We start from the raw sequence: 25,582 nt of genomic DNA, 5'->3' as shown, positions 1-25,582 counted from the left end.
GCGGACGCCCCGTCGTCGGGACGTGCCCGGTCGAGCGACCCGGCCGCCGTCACGCCGGGCGCCCCGCCCACGACGAGCGGGATGCTCCTCCCGTCCCCGCCGGACGACGACGACGTCTACCAGGACCTCGAACGGCTCCAGCGCTGGGTGCAGCCCGTGGGGATCGTCGCCACGCTCCCGATCCTCGTCGCGGTGTGCCTGTTCGCGGCGCGCTCGCCGTGGCTGTGGGGTCTCTACCTGACCGTCGGGCTGACCCTCGTGAGCATCACGCTGTGGCTGCTGACCGGGACGGCGCGCGGCCGGGTCACGCGTGCCTCGCACGAGCAGAAGGTCGCCGGGTGGACGCCGTCGACCCACCCGAGCATCGACGTCTACCTGCCCGTGTGCGGGGAGGACCTCCGGGTCCTGGACAACACCTTCGGGCACGTCGCCCGGCTCGACTGGCGCGGTGAGGTCGAGGTGTGGGTCCTCGACGACGGGGCCGACCCCGAGGTCGAGGCGCTCGCGGCCCGGCACGGCTTCCGCTATCGGGTGCGCCCCGACCGCGGCCACCTCAAGAAGGCCGGGAACCTCCGGTCGGCCTACCAGGTCACGATGGGAGAGGTGATCGTGATCTTCGACGCCGACTTCTGCCCCCGCACCGACTTCCTTCACCATCTGGTCCCGTACCTCGACGACCCGACCGTGGGCATCGTCCAGAGCCCGCAGGACTTCGACACCGACGAGCGCATGGGGTGGCTGCAGCGCACCGCGGGCGCCACGCAGGAGATCTTCTACCGCTGGGTCCAGCCCTCGCGCGACCGCTACGGCGCGACCGTGTGCTGCGGGACCAACGCGCTCTACCGGCGCTCGGCCCTCGACACGGTCGGGGGATTCCCGGAGATCGACCACAGCGAGGACATGTACACGGGCATCGCCCTGCTGCGCACCGGGTTCGTGACCCGGTTCGTCCCCGTGCGCCTCGCCCGCGGCCTGTGCCCCGACGAGCTCGCGCCGTTCCTCACCCAGCAGTACCGGTGGGCCAACGGCTCGGTGGCCCTGGTCGCGGACGGACGCGAGGCCACGGCGGGGCTGGACCGTCGGCAGCGGCTCGCCGTCTGGTCCGGCTTCGTCTACTACTCCGAGACGGCCCTGTTCGCGCTCAACCTGTACGTCCCTGCGATCGTCATGTGCTTCTGGTTCCCGGAGCAGGTCAGCCCGACGAGCTTCCTGGTCTTCCTCCCGAGCCTGTGGGTCCTGCTCGTGCTCTACCCGGCGGTCCACCGCACCAGGTGGCGGCCAGAGGTGCTGCGGGTCCAGCTCGCCCAGAGCTTCAGCCACCTCGTGGTGCTCGGGCACGCGCTCGTCGGACGCAGCGCAGGCTGGGTCCCGACGGGCGGCAAGGGCTCGTCGAGCGTGCTCGCCCGCACGATCGCGCGGGTCATGGTCGTCACGCTCGGCCTCGGGACCCTCGCCTGGGGTGTCGGCGTGGTGCTCGGGGCCGCGGCCCACGGCCTGGACCGGTACTGGGCCATGGTCGTGCTCGCGGGGTTCTACGCGTACGTCACGGTCCCTCTCGTCGTGGCCGGCCTGCGTGTCCTGGCGCCGCGGGGCCCGGGCCGGTCTGCTGCGGGGCCGAGCGCTCCTGCCGGCGGTTCGCTCGTTTCCGTCGTGGCCGAGCCCGCAGGGGCCCGGGCGTGAGCGCGCGCTCCGGAGGCGGTCTCCGCTGGCCCGCCGTCACGGCGCTCACGACGGCGATCACGTTCGTGGGGCTCCTCGCGTCGGGCGTCTTCGACCCCATGATCGGGGCCTTGTGAGCGCGCGGACCGGGCGTGACCGGCCCGGGTTCCGCGGCGACCTCGAGGGGCTGCGGGGGCTCGCCGTCGTGCTCGTCCTGCTGTTCCACGCGAGCGTCCCGGGCGTGCCCGGGGGCTACGTGGGCGTCGACCTCTTCTTCGTCGTCTCGGGCTTCCTCATCACGGGGCTCCTGCTGCGCGAGCTGACGTCCACGGGACGGATCGGCCTGCACGCGTTCTTCGCCGGGCGCGCGCGCCGCATCCTGCCCGCGGCGTGCGTGGTGCTCGTCGGCACGGCCGTCGCGGCCTGGTGGGTGCTCCCTCCGCTGCGAGCGCGCGACACCATGATCGACGTCCTCGCGAGCGCGCTGCAGGTCGCCAACCTGCGGTTCATCGCGCAGGAGACCGACTACATGGCGGCCGCGTCGGCTCCCAGCCCCGTGCTGCACTACTGGTCCCTCGCGGTCGAGGAGCAGTTCTACGTCGTGCTCCCGCTGCTGCTCGCGCTGACGGGGGTCCTCGCGGCGCGCACGCGTCGTCGCCCCCTGCCCGCAGCGGTGTGGGTGCTCGTGGTGGCCACGGTCGCCTCGTTCGTCGTCTCGCTGGTCCTGACCGCGAGCGACCCTGCGGTCGCCTACATGTCGCCGCTCACGCGGGCCTGGCAGTTCGGGGTGGGAGGCCTCCTGGCGGCGGCGCTGCTCGGCAGGCCCGACGGCGCCGCACCGCTCTCGCACGCGAGCCTCGCCCCGGCGCGTGGTCGCCGGGGGCTCCGGGGGCTCCGGCGCGCGTCGTGGACGCTGGTCGGTTGGGCCGGGTGCGCGGCGATCGGGTGGTCGACCGTCGTCTGCGACGAGGCCACGGCGTTCCCCGGGCTGGCAGCGCTCCTGCCGACCCTCGGGACGGTCGCGATCCTCGCCGCGCCGGCGGACGTCCGGGTGGTTCCCGGGACCGTGGGGCACGTGCTGACGCTGGCGCCCGTGCGGTTCGTCGGGCGGCTCTCGTTCGCCTGGTACCTCGTGCACTGGCCGGTGCTCGTCCTCGCCGACGCCGCGTGGGGGCCGCTCGGATGGCCCCAGCGCGTGGTCCTGACCCTCGGCGCGGGCGGCCTCGCGTGGCTCGTGCTCCGGTGCGTCGAGGCCCCGCTCCGGCACTCCCCGGCCGTGGTGCTCCGGCCCTCGGCGAGCTATTCGGTGGGGTTCACCGGGGTCGTGCTGGCACTGACCGCGAGCCTGGGCGCCGGGTCGGCGGTCTACGGGGCGCTCGCGGACGAGGACGTCGCGGCGGCGGACGTCGCGCTCGACGAGATCTTCGATCCTGCCTCGCTCGCACGCACCGGGGGACCGGTGTCGCCAGGGCTCACGCGCGCGGCGCTCGACGCCCCGCCCGCCGAGACGCCGTGCCTGGGCTCGCTGAGCCTGAGCGCGACCGACTGGCCGGACGAGTGCGTCGTCGGACCGCCCGGCGGGCCCGAGGTCGTGCTGTTCGGCGACTCGAAGGCGTTCCAGTGGAGCGGGGCGCTGCGTGACATCGCCCTGGACCAGGGCTGGCACCTGACGATCGTGACCAAGGGAGGCTGCACGCCCTCTGCGCTGCCGCAGGCTCTGCTCGAGGAGTCGCAGCACTGCGAGAGCTGGCGCGACGCGCAGGTCGCCCGGATCGCCGCGCACGCCGACGTGGTGATCCTGGGGTCGAGCGCCGCGTACTTCCTTGACGAGCAGGCGGCCGACCTGCGGCTCGACGCCTGGCGTTCGACGTTCGACCGGTTCGCCGAGCACGACGTGCCCGTCGTGTACCTGCGAGACACCCCGACGCCCGTCTTCGACGTCCCGAGCTGCGTCTCCGGGGCGATCGACGACTGGGACGAGTGCGCGTTCGCCCGGGCCGAAGGACTGCCGCCCGACCCGCTGCTGGTCGACGTCGCGCTGGGCGACCTGCCCGGGGTCGAGGCCGTCGACGTCTCCGGGGTCCTCTGCTCGACCGAGCGATGCCCGGCCGTGCTCGGCGGGCTGCTCCTCTACCGCGACGGCAGCCACCTGACGGCCACGGCCGCCGGCGTGCTGCGTCCCGAGCTCGAGCGCGCGCTGCTCGCGACGTCGGCGCTCGGGGGCTGACCGGCCGGGGAGCCGGGGGACCGCGCGAGGGCGCGGCCGGGAGCGCAGGAGCAGGGCCGGGGGCCTCCCCAGCCCGGCTCCGTCGCCCCGTCGGTCCTCCCGGGCTGGGCCTGGTGTGCCGGGAGGGCTCGATGCGGGCGCCGGCACCGGTGCCCGCACCCGCGCCACCGCCACCACCACCGCCCCCGCTTCCGGCGAACCGACGCCCACGAGCTGTGGCGTACCATGGACGGGTTGTCCGTGCGCCCTTCCGGTCGGAGCCCTTCGAGGCTCCTGCCCGCACCGCTCGAGGCGACGCGATCGACCAGGCGCCAGCGCCTGCCCCGATCGATGAACGTTCGAACAGGTCCCGCTGCAACCGGCGGGACATGCACGCACCCCGTTGCCGCACGTCGGCTCCCCGATCAGTTGGAGATCATCGAAGTGAAGAGCGCCGTCGAGACCCTGGACCCCACCAAGGTCAAGTTGACCGTCGAGGTGGAGTACGACGAGCTCAAGCCGAGCATCGACCACGCCTACAAGCACATCGCGGAGCAGGTGAACGTCCCCGGTTTCCGCAAGGGCAAGATCCCCGCGCGCATCATCGACCAGCGCGTCGGTCGTGCTGCCGTGCTCGAGCACGCCATCAACGACGGCCTCTCCGGCTTCTACCGCCAGGCCGTCAACGAGTCGGGCATCCGCCCGCTCGGCCAGCCCGACGTCGAGGTCACCGAGGTGCCGCTCGACGCCGAGGGCTCGCTGCACTTCACGGCCACGGTCGAGGTCCGCCCGGAGATCGAGATCCCCGCGCTCGACTCCGTGAAGCTCACGGTCGAGGCCGCCGAGGTCTCCGCCGACGACATCGCGGAGCGCCTCGACGCGCTGCGCGAGCGTTTCGGCACGCTGGTCGGCGTCGACCGCCCCGCGGCCGAGGGCGACTTCGTCGTCATCGACCTCAAGGCCGTCATCGGCGACGAGGAGATCGACTCGGTCTCCGGCATCAGCTACCAGATCGGCTCGGGCAACATGCTCGAGGGCCTCGACGAGGCGCTCACGGGCCTCTCGGCCGGCGAGACCACGACCTTCAAGGCGCCGCTCGCGGGTGGCGACCACGAGGGCAAGGAGTCCGAGGTCACCGTCACGGCCACCTCGGTCAAGCAGCGTGACCTCCCCGAGGCCGACGACGAGTTCGCCGAGCTCGCGTCCGAGTTCGACACGATCGAGGAGCTCAAGGCGGACCTGCGCGAGCAGGTCGCGAGCATCAAGACCTCGAACCAGGCCGTCGAGGCGCGTGACGCTCTCGTCAAGCACCTCGTCGAGAACACCGAGATCCCTGTGCCCCAGGGCGCGGTCGAGGCCGAGGTGCACCGCCACCTCGAGTCCGAGGGTCGTCTCGAGGATGACGCGCACCGTGCCGAGGTCGTGGTCGACGCGACCAACGCGCTCAAGAACCAGATCCTCCTCGACACGCTCGCCGAGCAGCTGAAGATCAAGGTCGCCCAGAACGAGCTCCTGGACTACCTCGTCAACGCCTCGCGCCAGTACGGCATGGACCCGAACGAGTTCATCCAGTCGCTCGACCAGGGCGGCCAGATCCCCGCCATGGTCGGCGAGGTCGCGCGCTCCAAGTCGCTCGCCGTGGCACTGCGCCAGGTCGAGGTCAAGGACTCCGAGGGCAACGTCGTGGACCTGAGCGAGTTCATCGGCTCGGACGAGGAGGACGCGGCTGCTGACGCCGCTGCCGCCGCCGCGGGCGAGGACGTCACCGGCATCACGGACGAAGAGGGCATCGAGGTCGTCTCCGAGGACGAGGCAGCAGCCGACAAGGCCTGATCTCCCTGAGGACCGGCTCGACGAGCTGCCCGACGACGGCCCCCACCTCCGCGCGGAGGTGGGGGCCGTCGCGCATGGTCGGGTCGGCGACGGCACAGGGAGGAGGGCCCGCTCCCGCGTCCGGCGAGACCCGCGGGGTCGCCTGGGCGAGGGTCCCCGAACGGGCCCGGGAACGCCTGGTGAGCGGCGCCGTCGGGCAGCGGGGGAGCCCTTCCTGCGCCGACAGCGAAAACCCCGGATATCGGGACGGTTTCCGCTCCCTGCCCGCGTTAGGGTCACAGCAACGGTGACTCCGTCGACGACGGACGAGCCGACCAGCCGCGACGTTCGAGCGTCGCGAGCGACGAGGGAACGACGAAGGAGATGGACGTGAGCGATCAGTTTCCGGTGGCACGAGCCGAGGGGCCGGGACTCGGCCTGAACGACTCCATCTACAACCGGCTGCTCAAGGAGCGCATCATCTGGCTGGGCTCGGAGGTGCGCGACGAGAACGCGAACGCCATCTGCGCCCAGATGATGCTGCTCGCGGCCGAGGACCCTGAGAAGGACATCTGGCTCTACATCAACTCGCCCGGCGGGTCGATCACGGCCGGCATGGCGATCTACGACACCATGCAGTACATCCAGCCCGACGTCGCGACCATCGCGATGGGCATGGCGGCCTCGATGGGGCAGTTCCTGCTCTCCTCGGGCACCAAGGGCAAGCGCTACGCGACGCCCCACGCCCGCGTCATGATGCACCAGCCCTCGGGCGGCATCGGCGGCACGGCGACCGACGTGCGGATCAACGCGCAGCTCATCATGCACATGAAGAAGGTCCTCTCGGAGCTGACGGCCGAGCAGACGGGCCAGCCCCTCGAGAAGATCCTCAAGGACAACGACCGCGACAGCTGGTTCACGGCTCCCGAGGCCCTCGAGTACGGCTTCATCGACCACGTCGTGACGAACGCTTCGTCGGTCACGGGTGGCGGCGGCACGACGAGCAGCTGAGCTCGCCGACAACCCGCCCACACGTCCACGACCCCACCCGAGGAGACACCTTGAGCTACTCAGCCAGCCAGGAATCGCAGTACATCTCGACCGCTCAGCGCCTCGCGGGCGCCGGCGCAGGCGGCGGCATCGCGCTCCCGCACGGCGCACCGTCCTCGCGCTACGTGCTCCCGCAGTTCGAGGAGCGCACGGCCTACGGCTTCAAGCGCCAGGACCCCTACACCAAGCTGTTCGAGGACCGCATCATCTTCCTGGGTGTCCAGGTCGACGACGCCTCGGCCGACGACGTCATGGCGCAGCTCCTGGTCCTGGAGAGCCAGGACCCCGACCGCGACATCATCCTCTACATCAACTCGCCCGGTGGCTCGTTCACGGCCATGACGGCGCTGTACGACACCATGCAGTACATCAAGCCGCAGATCCAGACCGTGTGCCTGGGACAGGCGGCCTCGGCCGCTGCGGTGCTGCTCGCGGCGGGCCAGCCCGGCAAGCGCCTCGCGCTCCCCAACGCCCGCGTGCTGATCCACCAGCCCGCGATGGAGGGCGGCGGCTACGCGCAGGCCTCGGACATCGAGATCCACGCGAACGAGCTCATCCGCATGCGCGAGTGGCTCGAGGACACGCTGGCCATGCACTCGGGTCGCGACGTCGAGCAGGTCCGTGAGGACATCGAGCGCGACAAGATCCTCACGGCCAAGCAGGCCCTGGAGTACGGCCTGGTCGACCAGGTCCTGGAGAGCCGCAAGCCGGTCATCCAGAACAAGCCCTGATCGGGACAATTCCTCCCGACCCACCGGGGTGCCCGGCTGACAACGGGCCCCCGGTGGTGTGCAATGGGGTGTAGGTCGGCAGGTGCCGTCCGGACCGCCGGGTCATCGACACCGGCGGAGCAGCAAGACCGAGGCTAGGAGGCTCGTAGTGGCTCGGATCGGAGATGGTGCGGACCTGCTGAAGTGTTCCTTCTGCGGTAAGTCCCAGAAGCAGGTCAAGAAGCTCATCGCGGGTCCCGGCGTGTACATCTGCGACGAGTGCATCGAGCTCTGCAACGAGATCATCGAGGAAGAGCTGTCGGAAGCGGCCGAGCTGGGGCTCGTCGAGCTCCCCAAGCCGCGCGAGATCTTCGACTTCCTCGAGCAGTACATCATCGGCCAGGACGCCGCCAAGCGAGCGTTGGCCGTCGCCGTGTACAACCACTACAAGCGGATCCAGGCAGGCGAGACGGCCCGTCCGTCGGACGACTCCCAGGTGGAGATCGCCAAGTCCAACATCCTGCTGATCGGCCCCACGGGGACCGGCAAGACCTACCTTGCCCAGACGCTCGCGAAGATGCTCAACGTGCCCTTCGCGATCGCGGACGCCACGGCGCTCACCGAGGCCGGCTACGTCGGCGAGGACGTGGAGAACATCCTCCTCAAGCTCATCCAGGCCGCCGACTACGACGTCAAGAAGGCCGAGACGGGCATCATCTACATCGACGAGGTCGACAAGGTCGCCCGCAAGTCGGAAAACCCCTCGATCACGCGCGACGTGTCGGGAGAGGGCGTCCAGCAGGCCCTGCTGAAGATCATCGAGGGCACCACGGCCTCGGTGCCGCCCCAGGGCGGGCGCAAGCACCCGCACCAGGAGTTCATCCAGATCGACACGACGAACGTCCTGTTCATCGTGGCCGGCGCGTTCGCCGGGCTCGACGAGATCGTCGCGACCCGCTCGCGCAAGCGCGGCGTCGGGTTCGGTGCCCCCATGGACACGCACGAGGAAGCGGACCTCTTCGCCGAGGTCCGTCCCGAGGACCTGCAGAAGTACGGGCTCATCCCGGAGTTCATCGGTCGACTGCCCATCATCACGTCGGTCGCCAAGCTCGACACCGACGCGCTGGTGCGCATCCTGACCGAGCCGCGCAACGCCCTGGTCAAGCAGTACCAGCGCATGTTCCAGATCGACGGCGTCGAGCTCGAGTTCGAGGACGACGCGATCGCGGCCATCGCGGACCAGGCCCTCCTCCGGGGGACCGGTGCCCGTGGGCTGCGCGCGATCATGGAAGAGGTCCTCCAGCAGGTCATGTTCGACGTCCCGAGCCGTGACGACGTCGAGCGCGTGGTCATCACGCGCGAGGCCGTGCTCGACAACGTGAACCCCACGCTGATCCCGCGCACGGCGATCAAGCGGGCCCCGCGCGAGCGGAGCGCCTAGCCGGCGCCGCACTCCTGACGCACGACGAAGGGCCCGGACCTCACGGTCCGGGCCCTTTGCCGTGCGGCAGGGACCGTCGTCAGGCCTCGACCGACACCTGCGACCCGTACAGGTCGTCGATCGTGGTCGAGAAGTCCTTGAGGACCAGTCCGCGCTTGACCTTGAGCGACGGGGTCAGGTACCCGTTGTGCTCGGTGAAGTCGGTCGTCAGCACCTGGATCTTGCGGATCGACTCGGCCCGCGAGACGGCCTCGTTGGCGCGGGTCACGGCGCGGTCGAGGGCCGCGAGGACCGTGGGGTCCGCGGCGGCGGTCGCGACGTCCATGGACGGCAGACCGTGCGTCGAGAGCCACCCCGGGAGCATCTCGGGGTCGAGCGTGACCAGGGCGCCGATGAACGGACGCTGGTCGCCGACCACGACGACCTGGCTCACGAGCGGGTGGGCGCGCAAGCGGTCCTCGAGCTGGGCAGGGGCGACGTTCTTGCCGCCCGCGGTCACGATGATCTCCTTCTTGCGCCCCGTGATCCGCAGGTAGCCGTCCGTGTCGATCGAGGCGAGGTCGCCCGTACGGAACCAGCCGTCCTGGAGCACCTCGGCGGTCAGGTCGGGCTGGTTGTGGTACCCGCGGAAGACGTGGTCGCCCCGGACGAGCAGCTCGCCGTCGGGGTCGACCTTGATCGCGGTGCCGGGGAACGCCGGGCCCACCGTGCCGATCTTGAGCAGGCCGGGCAGGTTCACCGCGGTCGGTGCCGTGGTCTCGGTGAGGCCGTAGCCCTCGAGGATCGTCAGGCCGACCCCGCGGAAGAAGTGGCCCAGGCGCTCGCCGAGCGGGGCCCCGCCCGAGATCGAGTGCGTGAGGTCGCCGCCCAGCGCGGCGCGCATCGTGGCGAACACCAGTCGGTCGGCCACCGCGTGCTGAGCCTTGAGCACGACCGAGGGGCCGGACGGCTTGTCCAGGGCGCGCGAGTACGTGATGGCGACCTTCGCGGCCCAGTGGAAGATGCGGCGCTTGGCGCCCGCGCCGGCCTTCTGCTCGGCCGCGTTGTAGACCTTCTCGAACACGCGGGGGACCGCGAGGAGGAACGTCGGCTTGTACGTGCCCAGGTCCGGCACGAGCTGCTTGATGTCCGCAGAGTGCGCGAGGACCGCGGTGGGCGACGCGATGCACACGACCTGGATGAAGCGCGCGAACACGTGCGCCAGGGGCAGGAACAGGAGCGTGCGGGCGTCGGGCGTCGCGACGATCTCGCCGAGGCCCTGGACCCCGTTGCGGGCGAGGTGCACGAAGTTCAGGTGCGTGAGCTCGACACCCTTGGGGCGTCCCGTGGCCCCCGAGGTGTAGATGATGGTCGCGAGGTCGTCGCGGCCCGTGGCCGCGCGGCGCGCGTCGATCTCGGTGCGCTCGACCGCGGAACCGGCGGCCTGCAGGTCGGCGACCGCGCCGTCGTCGAGCACCAGGACGTCCCGGAGGAGCGGGAGCCGCTCGCGGACGCTCGCCACGACCTGCGCGTGCGCGGACGTCTCGACCACGACGAGGCTCACCTCGGAGTCCGACAGGATCCACTCGACCTGGTCGGCCGAGGACGTCTCGTAGACCGGGATGGGGACGGCGCCCGCGGCCCAGATCGCGAAGTCGAGCAGCGTCCACTCGTAGCGGGTGCGCGACATGATCGCGACGCGGTCTCCCGCGGCGACACCGCGCGCGACCAGGCCGCGGGCGACCGCGATCACCTCGTCGTCGAAGGCGCGGGCCGTGACGGGCTGCCAGGGGCCGCCCTGCGTGAGGCGTCGCTCGATCACCGCGTCGTCACCGGACCGCTCCGCGCGGTCTGTGAGAAGGGTGCTGATGCTGCTGGTGGCCGGTACCTCGACGAGGCTCGGCGACGCGAATTCGGTCATGTCTACTCTCCGGTGAGTGGTGGGGCAAGGACCGACTTTACTGTGTACTCGGCGTCTCATGTTCTTCCGGCCGTGCTCCGGCGGGCTCGCAGGTGCCTAGGATCGACGGATGACCGAGCCCCACGCCGACGGCACCCAGGTGCCGCCCGTGCCCCCCGAGATCCTCACCCTCCGCCAGAGCATCGACAACATCGACGCTGCGCTGGTCCACCTCCTCGCCGAGCGCTTCAAGTTCACCCGCCGCGTGGGCGAGCTCAAGGCCCAGGGTGGACTCCCGCCCGCGGACCCCGCAAGGGACCAGCAGCAGATCGACCGCCTGACCGGCATCGCCGAGGCCTCGGGACTCGACCCGGCGTTCGCCGAGCAGTTCCGCGAGTTCATCGTGAGCGAGGTCATCCGCCACCACCGCAGCATCGCCGAGGCGCACCAGGGCGAGGCGCCCGTGCTCGACACGTACTCCTGAGGCTCCGTGAAGGTTCCTGAGGCGTCCTGAGGCACGCGTCGGACGGGGTGCGTCCGTCGGCTGCGCGCCACCGGGGGCGTGGCCGCAGCCCCTGCCCGGGCGCGACCGCAGCCCCTGCCCGGTCCCGGGCGACGAAGCCGCGCCCCCGGTGGCGGTCGCCGTGCCCGTGCACCAGGCTGGTGAGGACATCGGGGCGGTCGGCCTCCGACCGTCCCTCCGACGATGGATGTCTAGAGGTGCCTGCATGAAGATCGACTGGCTCAAGCCCCTGCTCGGCCACCCCGGCCCCTTCGCGACCGTCTACCTCGACGCGACGCGTTCCAACGAGGCGGGTGATCGCGAGGTCGAGAACCGGTGGAAGGGCGTGCGCCGGGCCCTCGCGAACGCGGGAGCGCCGGCAAGCATCATCGACGAGCTCGAGGAGTCCGTCACCCTGCCCACGAGGATGCCCGGACCGCACGGCCGCGTCCTCATCGCCGACGAGGAGGGGGTCCTCGTCGACCGCGTGCTGAAGGACCCGCCCGCCGTGACCAAGGGGCTCTGGGGCCCCGTCCCCGCGCTGTTGCAGGCCGCCCGGGCGGCCGACGAGTCCGTGGACTACGTCCGCGTCGTGGTCGACCGCCAGGGGGCGGACATCACCTGGTCGGTCGCCGGCGGGCACCTGCCCTACGGCGACGCCGAGTCCGTCGAGGGTGGGCACGACGTCATCAACAAGGTCCGTACCGGTGGTCTCTCGCACAAGCGCATCGAGACACGCGCCGAGGACTCGTGGGACCGCAACGCCGAGGCCGTCGCGACCGAGCTCGACCGGCAGGTCCTCGAGCACCGCCCCGAGCTGATCCTCATCACGGGCGACGTCCGGGCGGTCCCGCTCGTGCGCGCCGCCCTCAACAAGGCCACCGACGAGCTCGTGGTCGAGGTCGCGGGCGGCGGTCGCGGGCCCGGCATCAACGAGGCGGCGTTCGAGGCCAAGGTCGCGGACGCGCTCGCGAGCTTCCGCGAGCGGCGCCGTGAGTCCGTGCTCGCGGAGTTCCGCCAGGAGCAGGGTCGCGAGGCCGCCGCGGTGACCTCGCTCGAGGACGTGGTCGCCGTCCTGTCGCGCGGACAGGTCAAGGAGCTCATCCTGGCCGACGAGTACGGCCAGGACACCGAGCTCGACGGGCGCACGCTGTGGATCGGGCCGAGCCCGCTGCACATCGGCTCCGCGCGCTCGGACATCACGGACCTGGGCGTGAGCGAGGGGATCGAGGAGCTGCCCGCGACGGTGGCTCTGGTCCGCGCGGCGATCGGCCAGGACGCTGGGCTCACGTTCTCACCCGACGGCAGCGTCGACCTCATCGAGGGCGTCGGGGCCACGCTGCGGTGGAACGACGACGGGACGCCCAACGAGGTCGCCGCGACCATGTCGGGCGACGACAAGAGGCTCCGGGGAGAGATCGTGTGACCTCGGTCTGACGGACGACGCAGGGCCCCGACCGCACGTGCGGTCGGGGCCCTGCGTCATGCTGCTCGGCGGCGTCAGCCGCGGTTGCGCACCTCGGGCTCACCGAGCTCCGAGTGCACGACGACGATCCCGCCCTGGACGGCCGGGTCGCCCTGGCCCTCGCTCGCCTCGACGACGTCGAACGACCCGGTCACGCGGCCGGCGCCGCGGATGTCGACCTCGGCCGCCCGGACGCCCTCGATCGCGGCGGCCGGGACGGCGAGCTCGGCCGCGAGGATCGGGGTGCGCATGGACACCTTGGCCTCGGACTTGACCTTGCGCAGCGCGGCCAGCGCGTGACCGGCCCCCGTCAGGACCACGGGGTCGGCGTCGCCCGCACCTGCACGAAGACCTGCGGACGTGGGCCACGGTGCGCGGTGCACCGAGCCCGTGCGCCACCACGACCACACCTCTTCGGTGGCGAACGGCAGGTACGGCGCGAACAGACGCAGCAGGGTGTCGAGAGCCAGGGCGAGCGCGACGCGAGCAGACTGCGTCTCGGGCGTGACGTCGTCGGGCCCGGCTCCGGCGCCGTAGGCGCGGTCCTTGACGAGCTCGAGGTAGTCGTCGCAGAACGTCCAGAAGAACGTCTCCGAGAGCTCCAGGGCGCGCGTGTGGTCGTAGCTCTCGAGAGCCTCGGTCGCGCGGTCCACGACGTCGGCCAGGCCCGCGAGCATCGCCCGGTCGATCGGCTCGGTCACGAGGGCCGGGTCGAGCGTGATCTCGCTGCCGCCGAACGACAGCGCGAACTTGGACGCGTTGAGGACCTTGATCGCGAGGCGGCGGCCGATCTTCATCTGGCCGACCTCGAACGCCGCATCGGTGCCCAGGCGGGCCGAGGCGGCCCAGTAGCGGACCGCGTCCGATCCGTGCTCCTCGAGCAGGCCCATGGGCGTCACCACGTTGCCCTTGGACTTGGACATCTTCTTGCGGTCGGGGTCCAGGATCCAGCCCGAGATCGCGGCGTTGGTCCACGGGAGCGAGCCGTGCTCGAGGTGCGAGCGGACCACCGTGGAGAAGAGCCACGTGCGGATGATGTCCTGGCCCTGGGGACGCAGGTCCATGGGGAAGACGCGCTCGAACAGGTCCGGGTCCGACTCCCAGCCGCCCGCGATCTGCGGGGTCAGCGACGAGGTGGCCCAGGTGTCCATGACGTCCGGCTCGCCCACGAACCCACCGGGCACGCCCCGCTGCTCGGCCGTGTAGCCGGCCGGGACGTCCGAGGACGGGTCGATCGGCAGGAGCGCCTCGTCGGGGACGATCGGGTGCTCGAAGTCGGTCTCGCCCGACTCCAGGACGGGGTACCACAGCGGGATGGCGACGCCGAAGAAGCGCTGGCGCGAGACGAGCCAGTCGCCGTTGAGGCCACCCACCCAGTTCTCGTAGCGCACCTGCATGAACTCGGGGTGGAACTTGAGCTCGCGGCCGCGCTCGAGCAGCTCCTCGCGCAGCGGCACGTCGCGCCCGCCGTTGCGGATGTACCACTGGCGCGAGGTGACGATCTCGAGGGGCTTGTCGCCCTTCTCGAAGAAGTTCGCCTTGCGCTGGGTCGCGACGGGCTCGCCGTCCAGGTCGCCGGTCTCGCGCAGCGCGTCGACCACGGCCGTGCGGGCCGAGAAGGTCGTCTTGCCCGCGATCTCCTCGAACAGGGCGACCGCGCGCTCGGACGTCAGCCACGCCGGCGTCTCGCGCGTGATGCGCCCGTCGCGGTTGATGATCGAGCGCGTGGGGAGCTGCAGCTCACGCCACCACTGGACGTCGGTCAGGTCGCCGAACGTGCAGCACATCGCGATGCCCGCGCCCTTGTCCATCTGCGCGGCGGGGTGCGCCAGGACGGGCACCTCGACGTCGAACAGGGGGGACGTGACCGTGGTGCCGAACAGGCCCTGGTAGCGCTCGTCGTCGGGGTGCGCGATGAGCGCGACGCAGGCCGCGAGCAGCTCGGGGCGCGTGGTCTCGATGTAGACCTTCTCGCCGCCGGCGGCGTGGAACGCGACCTTGTGGAAGTGGCCCGGGTAGTCGCGCGCCTCGAGCTCGGCCTGCGCGACGGCCGTCTGGAACGTGACGTCCCACAGGCCCGGCGCCTCGGACTGGTACGCCTCGCCGCGCGAGAGGTTCCGCAGGAACGCCTTCTGCGCGACGATGCGCGCCGGCACGCCGATGGTCTGGTAGTGGTGCGACCAGTCGACCGACAGGCCCAGGCGGCGCCACAGCTCCTCGAACTGGACCTCGTCCTCGGCCGTCAGGCGCTCGCACAGCTCGACGAAGTTGCGCCGCGAGACGGGCTGCTGGTCGGCGGCTTTGACGCTCTTGCCCTCGGCTCCCTGGAGCGGGGGCTCGTAGCCCTCGACGTAGGGCAGCGTCGGGTCGCAGCGCACGCCGTAGTAGTTCTGCACACGGCGCTCGGTCGGCAGGCCGTTGTCGTCCCAGCCCATGGGGTAGAAGACCTCGCGGCCGCGCATGCGCTGGAAGCGCGCGACGACGTCGGTGTGCGTATAGGAGAACACGTGCCCGACGTGCAGCGAGCCCGAGACCGTGGGCGGCGGGGTGTCGATCGAGTAGACCTGCTCGCGGGTCTTGGAGCGGTCGAACGAGTAGGTGCCCTGGTCCTTCCAGGCGGCGTCGAACTTGGCCTCGAGGCCGTCGAGGCTCACCTTGTCCGGTACCTCTCCGACCACGGCACGGATGACCTCGGTGCCCTCGACGGGGGCGGGTGCGGTGGTGGGAGGGGTGGCGGGTGCGGGCGTGGTGCCCTCGGCGGGTGAGCTCATGGTCGACATTCTCCCAGATCCGGCGGCATGGGCCGACGCCCGGTACGCCCCGCCGCGCCCCGGGCGCGTGCCCTGCGTACGGCTGTCAGCCGCGGGCGGCCAGTGCCGCCACGAGGATCGCGACGGTCGCCGCGACCGGATACAGCAGCAGGGTCCGCACCACCCAGCGGTCGTCGCCCCGGCGCGGAGACGGCAGGGGGCCTGGAGGCTCGTGCGCCGCCTCGGTGGCCCTCGGTCCGTTCCCGTCGTGCAGGGCGCTCGAGAGCGTCGCGACCAGTCGCAGGAGCCACTCCCACGTCGCCGGGTCGAGGGTGACCAGGGGGCTTCGGCTGTACACGTAGAAGCGGTCCTCGATGATCTCGGCCGAGACGGGAGCCCCGAGCAGGGGCATGACGACCTCGACGGACAGGATCTGCCGGGCCACGTCCTGCGCGGCCCGGGGGCCGAGGACGCGGACGTGCTCGTCGAGCCCGCTCCCGAGCGTGAGGTCGAGCGAGCGCAGCGGGCGGCGCGGGGCCACGGTCCCGCGCGCGCCTCGGGTGCGGCGTCGCTCGAGGACGATGTGCGGGTGGGCGCGGTCCAACGGGACCGTCAGGTAGTCCCACGAGTGGCTCCCGCCGCGCGTGCTGTTCTCTTGGGACGTGTAGCTGCCGATCTCCACCGGGTGCGGGCCCCGCGTGCGCAGGACGTCACGGACGACGCCGTCGACCCCGATCCGGAAGATCGACCCGGGCCGGTCCAGGTCCGTGGTCTCGGGCGTGAAGTCGAGCCCGTTCGCCGCGGCGAAGCGGCTCAGCCGGTAGGACCGCTCGCGCCGTTGCGCGGTGCCTCGGCGCACGCCCACGACGAGGAGCGCGCAGACGCCCACGGCCGCGGGAAGGGTGAGCCACGGCACGAGGGCGAACGAGGGGGTCACGCCCAGGGCGCCGTACACCCACTGCGTGATCAGGGTGAGGACGAGGCCGATCGTGACCGCCACGAGCGAGAGCGCGAAGGCGCCCAGCACCACTCCGAGGAGAGTGCCGGCCACGACGACCGCGGCCGAGCGGCGAGCGGGCCCGTGGGAGCGGTCCGCGAGGACCGCGGAGCGGTCCACGGGCTCCACGAGTGCGCGCACGTCGAGGGGCCGCTGTCCTGCGGAGGGCGTGATCACCCGGCGACGATAGCCGAGGTGACCTCTGACGGGTGCGGGAAGGGCCGAAGGTCCCTGGTTCACAAGGTCATCTACTCGTAACCTTCCAGCAAAGACATGGGCGCGCGTGGGTGTGCCCCGTCTCTCCGCCGCCTTCGTGCGAGGCCCGACCCTGGAGTAGCAATGACACTGACCGACAGCGTGGCCGTGCACGGCACCGGCGCTCTTCCCGCCGGCATGGTCCTTCCCCCCGCTGTCCAGGCCGCCCTGGATGCGTGCGCGAACATCATCGTCCCCTCCTCCCGCGAGGAGCTCTACCAGCTCTCGCTCGGGCCCCAGGGCGGGCCGCGCTTCACGGTCGAGTACGACGTGTTCGGCACGCTCGTCCCCGAGGCCGAGGTCGTGCGGTGCAAGAACGGCATCGCGGTGAACTACCCCGAGGACTACATGCGTCGCCGTGACCCGGACTGCATGCGCATCGCCGACGACCTGCCGACCGACAAGCCGCGCTACCGCGACGTGTTCGACGCCGAGTTCGACGCCGTCAAGGCCGAGACGCTCGACTGGCTCGCCGGTCAGGACCTCGTCGTCGTGCCCTTCAAGGCAGGCGGCCTCACGCACGGCTACCCGTCGCTCGCGATCTGCCCGGTCAACTCGGCCTTCTTCGCCCTGACGCTGGTCGACCTGCAGGGCTGGGTCACGTTCGACGAGCTGGGCCCGTTCGAGCCGCGCTCGATCCTCTACGTCGCCCCGCCGTTCCGGCACACCCACTTCGAGGGCCGCCAGGTCGTGGTCCACGACCGCTCCGAGACGCTGCACGAGGTCTTCGCGTACAACCTGTACCCGGGCCCGAGCGCCAAGAAGGGTGTGTTCTCCGTCCTGCTCGACGTCGGCGAGCAGGAGGGATGGGTCACCGCGCACGCGTCCTCGGTCCGGGTCACGACCCCCTACGAGAACGAGACCGTGATCATGCACGAGGGCGCCTCGGGCGGCGGCAAGTCCGAGATGTGCCAGGAGATCCGCCGCCAGGAGGACGGGCGCATCCTGCTGGGCACCAACGTCGTGACCGACGAGCCCTACGTCATCAACCTCGGCGAGACGAGCGCCCTGGACCCCGTGACGGACGACATGACCCTGTGCCACGTCGACCTGCAGACGGGCGACGGGCGCCTGGTGGTCGCCGACGCCGAGGACGGGTGGTTCGTACGCGTCGACAACCTCACGGGCTACGGCCAGGACGCCCACCTCGAGCGGGCCTGCATCCACCCCGACCAGCCGCTCGTCTTCTTCAACATCGACGGCGTACCGGACGCCACCGTGCTGCCCTGGGAGCACACGCTCGACTCGACGGGCAAGCGCTGCCCCAACCCCCGCGTGGTCGTGCCCCGCCACCTCCTGACCGACGTCACGGGCGCCGAGGAGGTCGACGTGCGGACCTTCGGTGCCCGGATGCCGGCCTGCACCCGCGACAACCCGACCTACGGGATCATGGGCATGATGCACATCGTGCCGCCGTCGCTCGCATGGATCTGGCGGCTCATCGCCCCGCGCGGGGACAAGAACCCCTCGATCGGTGAGTCCAAGACCGCGACCGACAAGCTGGCCCACGGCGGCATGGTCGCCGAGGGCGTCGGCTCGTACTGGCCCTTCTCGACGGGCACCAAGGTCGCGGCCGCGAACCTGCTGCTGCGCCAGCTCGTCGACATGGACCGGACCCGCTACGTGCTCACGCCCAACCAGCACATCGGCGCGTACAAGGTCGACTTCGCGGCCGAGTGGCTCACGCGCGAGTACCTCGCCCGGCGCGGCGGCGGCAAGATCCGCACCGAGGAGCTGACGCCCTCGCGCTGCCCCCTGTTCGGCTACACGCTCCAGGAGATGAAGATCGACGGGCAGCTCGTCCGCCCGACGTTCCTCCGACCCGAGATGCAGTCCCAGGTGGGGGTCGAGGCCTACGACGAGGGGGCCAGGATCATCACGGACTTCTTCAAGAGCGAGCTGCAGCAGTTCCTCACCGACGACCTGGACCCCCTGGGGCGCCAGATCATCGAGGTGTGCCTGCGCGACGGCTCGGTCGAGGAGTACGCCGCGCTCACGCCGCTGTTCACGTGAGCAGCACCGGCTGAGACGAGGACGGCCGCCCGGTCCGCACGACCGGGTGGCCGTCCTGCGGCAGGTACCAGGTACCCCTGCGGCAAGTACCCGGTACCGACGCGAGAGGGCCGGGCGCCCGTACTAAGGTCGGTCCATGGACTTGACGATCGGCTACGCCGCGATGCTCGAGCAGTTCCACCCGACCGAGGTGATCGCCCTCTCCGAGTATGCGGAGAGCAAGGGCTTCTCCGGCGTCATGGCCGCTGACCACTTCCAGCCCTGGGTCCCCGCGCAGGGGCACTCGGCGTTCGTGTGGAACGTCCTGTCGGCCCTCGGCGAGCGCACGCGCGGAGACCTGGGTCCCGGCGTCACGGCGCCCACGTTCCGCTGGCACCCCGCGATGGTCGCGCAGGCCTCGGCGACCCTCGCCGCGATGTACCCGGGACGCCACTGGCTGGGCCTGGGCTCGGGCGAGGCGCTCAACGAGCACGTCACCGCGCAGTACTGGCCGGAGGCCCCCGAGCGCATCAACCGCATGTTCGAGGCCATCGACATCATCAAGAAGCTCTTCGCCGCATCGCTCGCGGGCAAGGACACCAAGCACTCGGGGCAGTTCTACAAGCACGAGTCCACGCGGCTGTGGACCATGCCCGAGGTCGCCCCGGAGATCCTCGTCGCGACCGCGGGGCCCGTCACGGCCAAGCGCGCGGGAAAGCACGCCGACGGGCTCATCACGGTGGGCGCACCGCTCGAGAAGATCTCGATGCTCTTCGGCAAGTTCGACGACGGCGTCCGCGAGTCCGGCCGTGACCCGCAGACCATGCCCAAGGTCCTCCAGCTCCACATGTCGTGGGCCGAGACCGACGAGGAGGCGCTCGCGAACGCCATGACCGAGTGGCCCAACGGCGGCATGAAGTTCCCCAAGGCAGACATCCGCTCCCCGTTCGACTTCGAGCAGATGGCCAAGCTCGTGCGTCCCGAGGACTTCGAGGGACGCCTCGTCATCTCGTCCGACCCGGACGTGCACCGCGCCTACATCCAGAAGTTCGTCGACCTCGGCTTCGACCGCATCTACCTGCACAACGTGGGCCGCAACCAGCGCGAGTGGATCGACACCTTCTCGCGCGACGTCCTGCCGAAGCTCGTCCGGTGACGGGCCCGTCCGTCCCGCTGCCCGACGGCGGAGCCCGCCCCGAGCGGGGGGCGTCGCCCGGGGCGGGGCACGCCGAGGGCGACGAGACCCGCTTCACGGTCGCGGCGCCGTCGGGCATCGGGGAGATCTCGCCCGGTGACGACCTGGCGCGCATCGTGGGCGACGCGCTCGACCGCGAGGGCGGGCTGCGCGACGGCGACGTCGTGGTCGTGACGAGCAAGGTCGTGTCCAAGGCCGAGGGGCGCGTGGTCGCTGCCGCCGACCGCGAGCAGGCCATCACGGAGGAGACCGTGCGCGTCGTGGCCACCCGGCCGTCGCCCGGGGGCGTGCTGCGGATCGTCGAGAACCGGCTCGGCCTCGTCATGGCCGCGGCGGGCGTCGACGCGTCCAACACGCCCGAGGGCACCGTGCTGCTGCTGCCCGTCGACCCGGACGCCTCGGCCCGCGCGCTGCGGGCGGCGCTCGCGGAACGGTTCGGGGCGCGGGTCGGGGTCATCGTGTCCGACACGGCCGGGCGCGCGTGGCGCGAGGGGCTCACGGACCTGGCGATCGGCGTCGCCGGGGTGGTCGCGCTCGACGACCTGCGGGGCGGCGTCGATTCCCACGGGCGCGAGCTGTCCGTGACCGTGACGGCCGTCGCGGACCAGGTCGCCGCGGCCTCCGAGCTCGTCCGCGGCAAGGCTGCGGGCCGACCCGTGGCCGTCGTGCGCGGGCTCGGGCGGTTCGTGACCGACGAGGACGGGCCGGGGGCGCGCGTGCTCGTGCGGGACTCGGAGACCGACATGTTCCGTGAGGGTTCTGCCGAGGCGTACGCGCGGGGCGTGACCGCGGGGCGTGCCGACGCGGCCGGGGCCGCCGCGATCGAGCCCGGCGATGCCGAGCGGGCCGCTCGTGAGGCCGGGTACGCCGACGGATACCGCGAAGGGTTCGCCGAGGGGTTCCGCGAGGGGACGGGCACTCCGCAGCAGGGGTGAGCGCGTCGTCGGTGGCCCGGGTGGCCCGGGTGGCCCGGGTGGCCCGGGTGGTCGGGGTGGCCCGGGTGCCGAGCACGAGGTTGCGGTCGTTCTGAGGGGTGTGGCGACCGCAAGGTCGTGGTCGACTGGACGGAAGGTCGTGCTCGATGACTGCTGCGGGTGGGCCGGTGGCGCGGCGGGAGCCGGGAGCGGGCCTGAGCCGGCTCGTACGGGACCTCGCGTTCTCCGGCGACCTGGCCGATGAGCACGCCCGCTGGGCGCTCTACGACCAGGCGTTCGGGCAGGGCCTGCACGACCTGGTGGCTGCTGCCGTCGCCGAGGAGGACGACCGGGTCATGGCGAGCGGGGTCGTCGTCGCCGCTCTCGAGCGTGTCCCGTCGGCAGACAGGGCACGCTGGGTGGCCCTCACGAGCGACTGGGCGGTGGCCGACTTCGTGGCCCGGCGGGCCGCGGAGCTGGAGATCCTCGAGTCGGTGTCGGGCGCCGTCCCCGCGCCGGGCGACTGGCTCCGACCGGAGGCCGAAGGGCTGGGCCTCGACGGCTGGTCCGACTGGCTCCAGCTGCGCGCGGCGAGCTCCGCGACGCGTGCCGACGTCCTGGGCGTCCTCGCCGCGAGCGGTCGGACCCGACGGATCCGGCACGTCGCGGCGACGACCCGCGGCCGCGCGGGCGGTGCTGGCTGAGCGTGTTTCGACCTTCTGGTCCGACGGTCCGCGATCGCTCAGGGGACCGGGTGCCGAGAACGAGGTTGTGGTCGTTCTGAGGGGTCTGGCGACCGCAAGGTCGTGGTCGGCTGAACGGAAGGTCGTGCTTGGCAGGGGGCACCGGCTCCGGACGTCCAGCAGAGAATCTGCTGGGCGGATCGGCCGGACGCTCGCTATCGTTCCTGGATGCTGCCTGCCTCCTGGATTTCGCACCGCCGCCCTGACGACCGTGAGCACATCGGGTGGATCCGTCCGGACGGCGACGCCTGGGTCGCCGTCTCGTTGCTGGGGCACGACCTCACCGGTCCGGTCGACTGGCTCGACGCCGAGGAGGCCCTCGACAGCACCGGACTGTCCTGGCTCGCCGACGTCTGGATGCTCGACGGCGACGGGCCGGAACCGGTCCGCGTCCGGCTCGTCGAGGTCACGCCCGAGCGCGTCGTGGTCCAGACCGACGACTTCGGAGCGATCGACGCTCCCGTGGTCCGGCACGAGCTGCCGTGGCCGGCGCCGGCACGGCTGCGGCCGCGACGCGCGAGCGACCCCGACGGGAGGATCGTGTTCGGGTCGGCGTGAGCGGCCCGGTTCAGTCCATCGTGGTGACGCCCTCGTAGAGGCCCAACCGGTTCCCGTCGAGGTCCTCGAAGACCGCCCACCAGCTCGTCGGGCTGATCTGCGACCTGCCCATGAGCACCTTGCCGCCGAGGGCCTCGACCTGGGCCAGCGACTCCTCGATCGAGTCGACCTCGACGTAGCTCCGCGGGCTCGTGAACCCTTCCTCGCGCGGAGCGAGGCCGCCGCCGCTGATCTGGTTGGGGGCCCGCCACATGGGGTAGCCCTCGAAACCGGGGGCCTCGGCGATGTCCCAGCCGAACAGCCCGCTGTAGAACGTTCGGGCGCGGTCGGTGTCGCCGACGGGGATGTCGATGTGCGTGATGTCACCGTGAGCCATGAGGTCCTCCCAGGGAACGGGCACGGGGCCGTGCCCTCTTCTCACGCTACGCGCGGGGTGGCGTGAAGGCTCTCGCAGGGACACCGGGAAGTCGACGTCCCAGGTGCCTGCGGCCCTGCCGCTCAGACCGCCTCGAAGTCGGCAGTGACCGCTGCCGTGACCACGATGTCGTCGGGCCGCATCTCGAACGCCTGCGCGCCCCCGGCGGGCGGCGGAGCGCCGCGCATGCCCGTCCCGATCCCGCCGCCGCCCCCGGAGACGTGGGGCCGCAGCCCGTCCTCGAACAGGGCGAGGAGCCGGACGTCGCCGTACCCGAGAGCGTCGGCGTAGGCGCGGGCGCGCTCGACCGAGTCCCGCGCGGCGTCGGCGCGCACGTCGCGCTGCAGGCCGTCGCGTCGGGCGTCCGTGAGCGCCCAGGTGATGCCGTTGACCGCCACACCCTCGATCGCGGCGACCTCTGCCGCCCACGCGGCGAGGGCTGCGAAGTCCTGGAACTTCACCTGCACGTCGGCGCCCGCGCGGAACCGCCGCACCTTGACCTGGTCGACGTTCGGGCTCGGCTTGACCCACTCGTCGAAAGCCCACGCGAGGACGGCCTGGGAGCCCCACCAGGTCGCGGCACCGCCGGCGACATGAGCCTTCGCACGGTCGACGACGTCCGCGTGCACGCGGGCCGCGTGCGCGAGGACGGAGGCCCGGTTCTCACCGCGGAACTGCACGGTCAGGCGGATGGTCCCGCGCTCGGCGGGCTGGTGCCGGGTCGCGTGACCCTGGACGGAGAAGACAGGCATGCGAGCGAACATACACCGCGTCGCAGGCGTCCCCGGGTGGCGTGCCGGAACGTCAGCCCTTGGCCGCGCGCTCCGCCTTCGCGGCGGCCTTGGCCGCCTTCTTGGTCTCGCGCACCTGGTCGAGCGAGTGCTGGTCGACGACGTCGGCGATCGAGCGCCGCGACCCGTCCTCGCCGTAGGCTCCCGCCGCCTCGCGCCACCCCTCGGGCTGGACGCCGTACTGCTTGCCGAGGAGCGCGAGGAAGATCTTCGCCTTCTGCTCCCCGAAGCCGGGCAGCGCCTTGAGCCGCTTGAGGACGAGCGGGCCGTCCGGGGCTCCACCGTCGGGCCCGGGGTCGGTCCACAGGCGGGTGACGTCGCCGTCGTACTGCTCGTCGACGACCTGGGCCACGGCCTGCACGCGACCTGCCATGGACCCCGGGTAACGGTGGATCGCCGGGGGAGTGGCGGCCATCGCGGCGAACGCCTCGGGCTCGGCGGAGGCGATGCGGTGCACGTCGAACGCGCCCATGCGCTGGGAGATCTTGAGCGGCCCGGCGAACGCGGACTCCATGGTGACCTGCTGGTCGAGGAGCATCCCGATGAGCAGGGCGAACGGGTCGGTGGACAGCAGCGCGTCGGCTTCCGGGTCTCCGGTGAACCACAGGTCGTGTGCCATGTCCCCATCATGGCAGCCGGGTCGCGCGGACGCCGTCGCGCCGGGCTGCCGCTCAGCGGGGCGGTCCCACCCGTCCGTCGAGGAGCTCGTCCACGCGCAGCCCCCGCAGAGCGATCCGGACGATGCCCGGCACGAGCCGGAGACCGGCGTCGCCGTGCAACCGTCGCAGGTCGTCGACGACGTAGCCGCGCCCACCTCGTGTCAGCCCGAACAGCCCGGCCGCCTCGACGTTCCTGAGCCAGTCGACGTCTGATCCATAGGTCAGCGCGATGATCACGCGGACCTCGCGCGGGGACGTGGCCGACGGGGGTTCGCGGAACGCCAGGACGGGGGTCGTGAACGGCCGTCCGCTGCGCCGCCCGCGATGGTGCACCGTCGCGAACGGCGGCACGCGCGACGACACGCGGAGCACGAGCGGGTTGACGTACCGCTTGTTGGTCCGGGTGACCAGGTGCGGGATGGGCATGTCAGCCATGGTGCGCGCGCGGGCGAGGTGCGGCCACCGCACGGCGCAACAGCGAGCGCTCGTCGAGCACGAGGTTGCGTGCACCCGAGCACGAGGTTGCGGTCGTGAAGCCCGCCATATCGACCGCAACCTCGTGCTCGGCACCCGAGGAGCTCCGGCGCCGCGGCGAGGCGGACCGTCAGGCCGCCCCTGACCCCGCCCCCACCCGCTCCCTGTGCGCCGTCGGGCTCATGCCCCGCACGCGTGTGAACGCGGCGCTCAGCGCGAACGGCGTCCCGTACCCGACCTGCCGCGCCACCGAGCCGACGGTCGCCCCCGGCTCCAGCAGCAGGTCGGCCGCGAGGGTCAGGCGCCACCCGGTGAGGTAGCCCATGGGCGGCTCGCCCACGAGCTCGGTGAAACGGCGCGAGAACGCGGCCCGTGACAGCCCGACGGTCCGCGCGAGCGACTCGACCGTCCAGGCCCTGGCCGGGTCGTGGTGCATGAGACGCAACGCGTGCCCGACCACGGGGTCGGCGTCCGCGCGGTACCACCCCGGGGCCTCGCCGCGGTCGAGCCAGGCGCGCAGCGCACCGATGAGCAGGATGTCGAGCAACCGGTCGAGCACGGCCTCCTGGCCGGGCCGGTCCTGCGAGACCTCGCGCGCGAGCAGCGAGACGAGGTCGGCGTCGAGGTCCCCGCGGCGGAGCACGACGAGCGGGGGCAGGACGCTCAGCAGCCGGCCGCCCACCTCGCCGTCGAGCGGGTAGGTCCCGGTCAGCAGCACGGTCGGCCCGTCGGGGTCGTTGCCCCAGGTCCGGACGCCGAGGTCGACGAGGGGCGAGGGGGCGTCGCCGATCGCCCGGCAGGCCCCGACGGCGTCGCTCACCATCTGCGGCGCCGTCCCGGGGGAGTCGGCCACGGTGTAGTGGCGGGGCCCGCGCACGAGCGCGACGTCGCCCTCGTCGAGGTACACCTCGAGAGACGGCTCGTCGGGCCGTGGACCGGCGTCCATCCCGATCCAGGCCGACCCGCGCACGACGGGCACGAGCGTCAGGGGTGCCTCGTCCTCGATGCGCATCGACCACGGCGGCGCGAGGAGGGAGCGCAGCAGGAAGGCGCCCCGTGCACGGGGCCCGTCGAGGAGTCCGGCGACAGCGTCCATGTCCCGACCGTACGCCGCC

21 protein-coding genes are annotated in these 25,582 nt (G+C 71.9%); 13 read left to right on the top strand and 8 right to left on the bottom strand.

Translation table 11 applies throughout. The features are described from left to right. Window positions 1-81 precede the first annotated feature (81 nt). The 6 genes from ASE15_RS06045 to clpX all read left to right on the top strand — a co-directional run bounded on the left by ASE15_RS06045 (window position 82) and on the right by clpX (window position 8,878). A complete protein-coding gene (locus tag ASE15_RS06045) occupies window positions 82-1,680 on the top strand; it encodes a glycosyltransferase family 2 protein (RefSeq protein ID WP_082618243.1) in 1,599 nt (532 codons plus the stop codon). Window positions 1,681-1,792: 112 nt separating this feature from the next. Continuing rightward, the gene (locus ASE15_RS06040) at window positions 1,793-3,886 is read left to right on the top strand and encodes an acyltransferase family protein (RefSeq protein WP_056762157.1); all 2,094 of its coding nucleotides are present in this window, start codon (window positions 1,793-1,795) and stop codon (window positions 3,884-3,886) included. A gap of 423 nt (window positions 3,887-4,309) precedes the next feature. After that, window positions 4,310-5,698 carry a trigger factor gene (gene tig / locus ASE15_RS06035; RefSeq protein ID WP_056648987.1) on the top strand — a complete coding sequence of 463 codons (1,389 nt, stop codon included), beginning with the start codon at window positions 4,310-4,312 and terminating at the stop codon, window positions 5,696-5,698. A 369-nt stretch (window positions 5,699-6,067) separates the two neighbouring features. Beyond that, on the top strand, window positions 6,068-6,688 hold the full coding sequence (locus tag ASE15_RS06030) for an ATP-dependent Clp protease proteolytic subunit (protein WP_369800567.1): 621 nt from the start codon (window positions 6,068-6,070) through the stop codon (window positions 6,686-6,688). A 50-nt stretch (window positions 6,689-6,738) separates the two neighbouring features. Continuing rightward, window positions 6,739-7,458 carry an ATP-dependent Clp protease proteolytic subunit gene (locus ASE15_RS06025; protein WP_082608699.1) on the top strand — a complete coding sequence of 240 codons (720 nt, stop codon included), beginning with the start codon at window positions 6,739-6,741 and terminating at the stop codon, window positions 7,456-7,458. A 148-nt stretch (window positions 7,459-7,606) separates the two neighbouring features. After that, window positions 7,607-8,878 carry an ATP-dependent Clp protease ATP-binding subunit ClpX gene (gene clpX, locus ASE15_RS06020; RefSeq protein WP_056648595.1) on the top strand — a complete coding sequence of 424 codons (1,272 nt, stop codon included), beginning with the start codon at window positions 7,607-7,609 and terminating at the stop codon, window positions 8,876-8,878. 79 nt (window positions 8,879-8,957) lie between these two features. Here the strand turns inward: clpX and ASE15_RS06015 are convergent, their stop codons facing one another. Beyond that, window positions 8,958-10,778 carry a long-chain fatty acid--CoA ligase gene (locus ASE15_RS06015; protein WP_056648596.1) on the bottom strand — a complete coding sequence of 607 codons (1,821 nt, stop codon included), beginning with the start codon at window positions 10,776-10,778 and terminating at the stop codon, window positions 8,958-8,960. A 109-nt stretch (window positions 10,779-10,887) separates the two neighbouring features. Between ASE15_RS06015 and ASE15_RS06010 the strand changes: the two genes are divergently transcribed. Further along, entirely contained in the window at window positions 10,888-11,241 is a 354-nt protein-coding gene (locus ASE15_RS06010; protein ID WP_056762152.1) for a chorismate mutase, read from the top strand. A gap of 244 nt (window positions 11,242-11,485) precedes the next feature. Beyond that, on the top strand, window positions 11,486-12,685 hold the full coding sequence (locus ASE15_RS06005; protein WP_056648600.1) for a Vms1/Ankzf1 family peptidyl-tRNA hydrolase: 1,200 nt from the start codon (window positions 11,486-11,488) through the stop codon (window positions 12,683-12,685). Between the two features lie 74 nt (window positions 12,686-12,759). Here the strand turns inward: ASE15_RS06005 and valS are convergent, their stop codons facing one another. Together valS and ASE15_RS05995 are read right to left on the bottom strand one after the other, a co-directional pair. Next, window positions 12,760-15,495 carry a valine--tRNA ligase gene (gene valS / locus ASE15_RS06000; RefSeq protein ID WP_082618304.1) on the bottom strand — a complete coding sequence of 912 codons (2,736 nt, stop codon included), beginning with the start codon at window positions 15,493-15,495 and terminating at the stop codon, window positions 12,760-12,762. 85 nt (window positions 15,496-15,580) lie between these two features. After that, a complete protein-coding gene (locus ASE15_RS05995) occupies window positions 15,581-16,648 on the bottom strand; it encodes a hypothetical protein (RefSeq protein WP_056762148.1) in 1,068 nt (355 codons plus the stop codon). A gap of 162 nt (window positions 16,649-16,810) precedes the next feature. On the opposite strand from ASE15_RS05995, the gene ASE15_RS05990 reads away from it, so the two are divergent. The 5 genes from ASE15_RS05990 (at window position 16,811) to ASE15_RS05970 (ending at window position 22,128) form a co-directional block, all read left to right on the top strand. Then, entirely contained in the window at window positions 16,811-18,739 is a 1,929-nt protein-coding gene (locus tag ASE15_RS05990) for a DUF4914 family protein (protein ID WP_082618242.1), read from the top strand. A gap of 136 nt (window positions 18,740-18,875) precedes the next feature. Next, on the top strand, window positions 18,876-19,874 hold the full coding sequence (locus tag ASE15_RS05985) for a TIGR03557 family F420-dependent LLM class oxidoreductase (RefSeq protein ID WP_056762146.1): 999 nt from the start codon (window positions 18,876-18,878) through the stop codon (window positions 19,872-19,874). A 116-nt stretch (window positions 19,875-19,990) separates the two neighbouring features. Then, on the top strand, window positions 19,991-20,848 hold the full coding sequence (gene cofE / locus ASE15_RS05980; RefSeq protein ID WP_235534277.1) for a coenzyme F420-0:L-glutamate ligase: 858 nt from the start codon (window positions 19,991-19,993) through the stop codon (window positions 20,846-20,848). A 146-nt stretch (window positions 20,849-20,994) separates the two neighbouring features. Next, window positions 20,995-21,531, top strand: a complete 537-nt coding sequence (locus ASE15_RS05975; RefSeq protein WP_157257464.1) for a hypothetical protein — start codon at window positions 20,995-20,997, stop codon at window positions 21,529-21,531. A 207-nt stretch (window positions 21,532-21,738) separates the two neighbouring features. Then, window positions 21,739-22,128 carry a hypothetical protein gene (locus ASE15_RS05970; RefSeq protein ID WP_056648610.1) on the top strand — a complete coding sequence of 130 codons (390 nt, stop codon included), beginning with the start codon at window positions 21,739-21,741 and terminating at the stop codon, window positions 22,126-22,128. Window positions 22,129-22,138: 10 nt separating this feature from the next. Here the strand turns inward: ASE15_RS05970 and ASE15_RS05965 are convergent, their stop codons facing one another. From ASE15_RS05965 to ASE15_RS05945, 5 genes are all read right to left on the bottom strand, one after another. After that, window positions 22,139-22,504 carry a VOC family protein gene (locus tag ASE15_RS05965; RefSeq protein ID WP_056648612.1) on the bottom strand — a complete coding sequence of 122 codons (366 nt, stop codon included), beginning with the start codon at window positions 22,502-22,504 and terminating at the stop codon, window positions 22,139-22,141. A 122-nt stretch (window positions 22,505-22,626) separates the two neighbouring features. Next, window positions 22,627-23,295 (bottom strand): SIMPL domain-containing protein, encoded by a 669-nt coding sequence (locus tag ASE15_RS05960; protein WP_162259122.1) that lies wholly within the window; start codon window positions 23,293-23,295, stop codon window positions 22,627-22,629. 52 nt (window positions 23,296-23,347) lie between these two features. Then, window positions 23,348-23,953, bottom strand: coding sequence for an HhH-GPD-type base excision DNA repair protein (locus ASE15_RS05955; protein WP_056648617.1), 606 nt, complete (start codon window positions 23,951-23,953; stop codon window positions 23,348-23,350). Window positions 23,954-24,005: 52 nt separating this feature from the next. Further along, window positions 24,006-24,419, bottom strand: coding sequence for a nitroreductase family deazaflavin-dependent oxidoreductase (locus tag ASE15_RS05950; RefSeq protein WP_157257466.1), 414 nt, complete (start codon window positions 24,417-24,419; stop codon window positions 24,006-24,008). A gap of 178 nt (window positions 24,420-24,597) precedes the next feature. Then, on the bottom strand, window positions 24,598-25,563 hold the full coding sequence (locus ASE15_RS05945) for an AraC family transcriptional regulator (RefSeq protein WP_056648621.1): 966 nt from the start codon (window positions 25,561-25,563) through the stop codon (window positions 24,598-24,600). Between the last annotated feature and the right edge of the window lie 19 nt (window positions 25,564-25,582).

Source organism: Oerskovia sp. Root22 (assembly GCF_001429135.1).
Taxonomy (GTDB): Bacteria; Actinomycetota; Actinomycetes; order Actinomycetales; family Cellulomonadaceae; genus Oerskovia; species Oerskovia enterophila.
This window is presented reverse-complemented; position numbering and strand designations above follow the sequence as displayed.

Coding starts and splice junctions, on each gene's coding strand:
- ASE15_RS06045 (WP_082618243.1), top strand. CDS start 82: ATGCTCCTCCCGTCCCCGCCGGACGACGACGACGTCTACCAGGACCTC.
- ASE15_RS06015 (WP_056648596.1), bottom strand. CDS start 10,778: ATGACCGAATTCGCGTCGCCGAGCCTCGTCGAGGTACCGGCCACCAGC.
- ASE15_RS06010 (WP_056762152.1), top strand. CDS start 10,888: ATGACCGAGCCCCACGCCGACGGCACCCAGGTGCCGCCCGTGCCCCCC.
- ASE15_RS06005 (WP_056648600.1), top strand. CDS start 11,486: ATGAAGATCGACTGGCTCAAGCCCCTGCTCGGCCACCCCGGCCCCTTC.
- valS (WP_082618304.1), bottom strand. CDS start 15,495: ATGAGCTCACCCGCCGAGGGCACCACGCCCGCACCCGCCACCCCTCCC.
- ASE15_RS05990 (WP_082618242.1), top strand. CDS start 16,811: ATGACACTGACCGACAGCGTGGCCGTGCACGGCACCGGCGCTCTTCCC.
- ASE15_RS05985 (WP_056762146.1), top strand. CDS start 18,876: ATGGACTTGACGATCGGCTACGCCGCGATGCTCGAGCAGTTCCACCCG.
- ASE15_RS05975 (WP_157257464.1), top strand. CDS start 20,995: ATGACTGCTGCGGGTGGGCCGGTGGCGCGGCGGGAGCCGGGAGCGGGC.
- ASE15_RS05970 (WP_056648610.1), top strand. CDS start 21,739: ATGCTGCCTGCCTCCTGGATTTCGCACCGCCGCCCTGACGACCGTGAG.
- ASE15_RS05965 (WP_056648612.1), bottom strand. CDS start 22,504: ATGGCTCACGGTGACATCACGCACATCGACATCCCCGTCGGCGACACC.
- ASE15_RS05960 (WP_162259122.1), bottom strand. CDS start 23,295: ATGCCTGTCTTCTCCGTCCAGGGTCACGCGACCCGGCACCAGCCCGCC.
- ASE15_RS05955 (WP_056648617.1), bottom strand. CDS start 23,953: ATGGCACACGACCTGTGGTTCACCGGAGACCCGGAAGCCGACGCGCTG.
- ASE15_RS05950 (WP_157257466.1), bottom strand. CDS start 24,419: ATGCCCATCCCGCACCTGGTCACCCGGACCAACAAGCGGTACGTCAAC.
- ASE15_RS05945 (WP_056648621.1), bottom strand. CDS start 25,563: ATGGACGCTGTCGCCGGACTCCTCGACGGGCCCCGTGCACGGGGCGCC.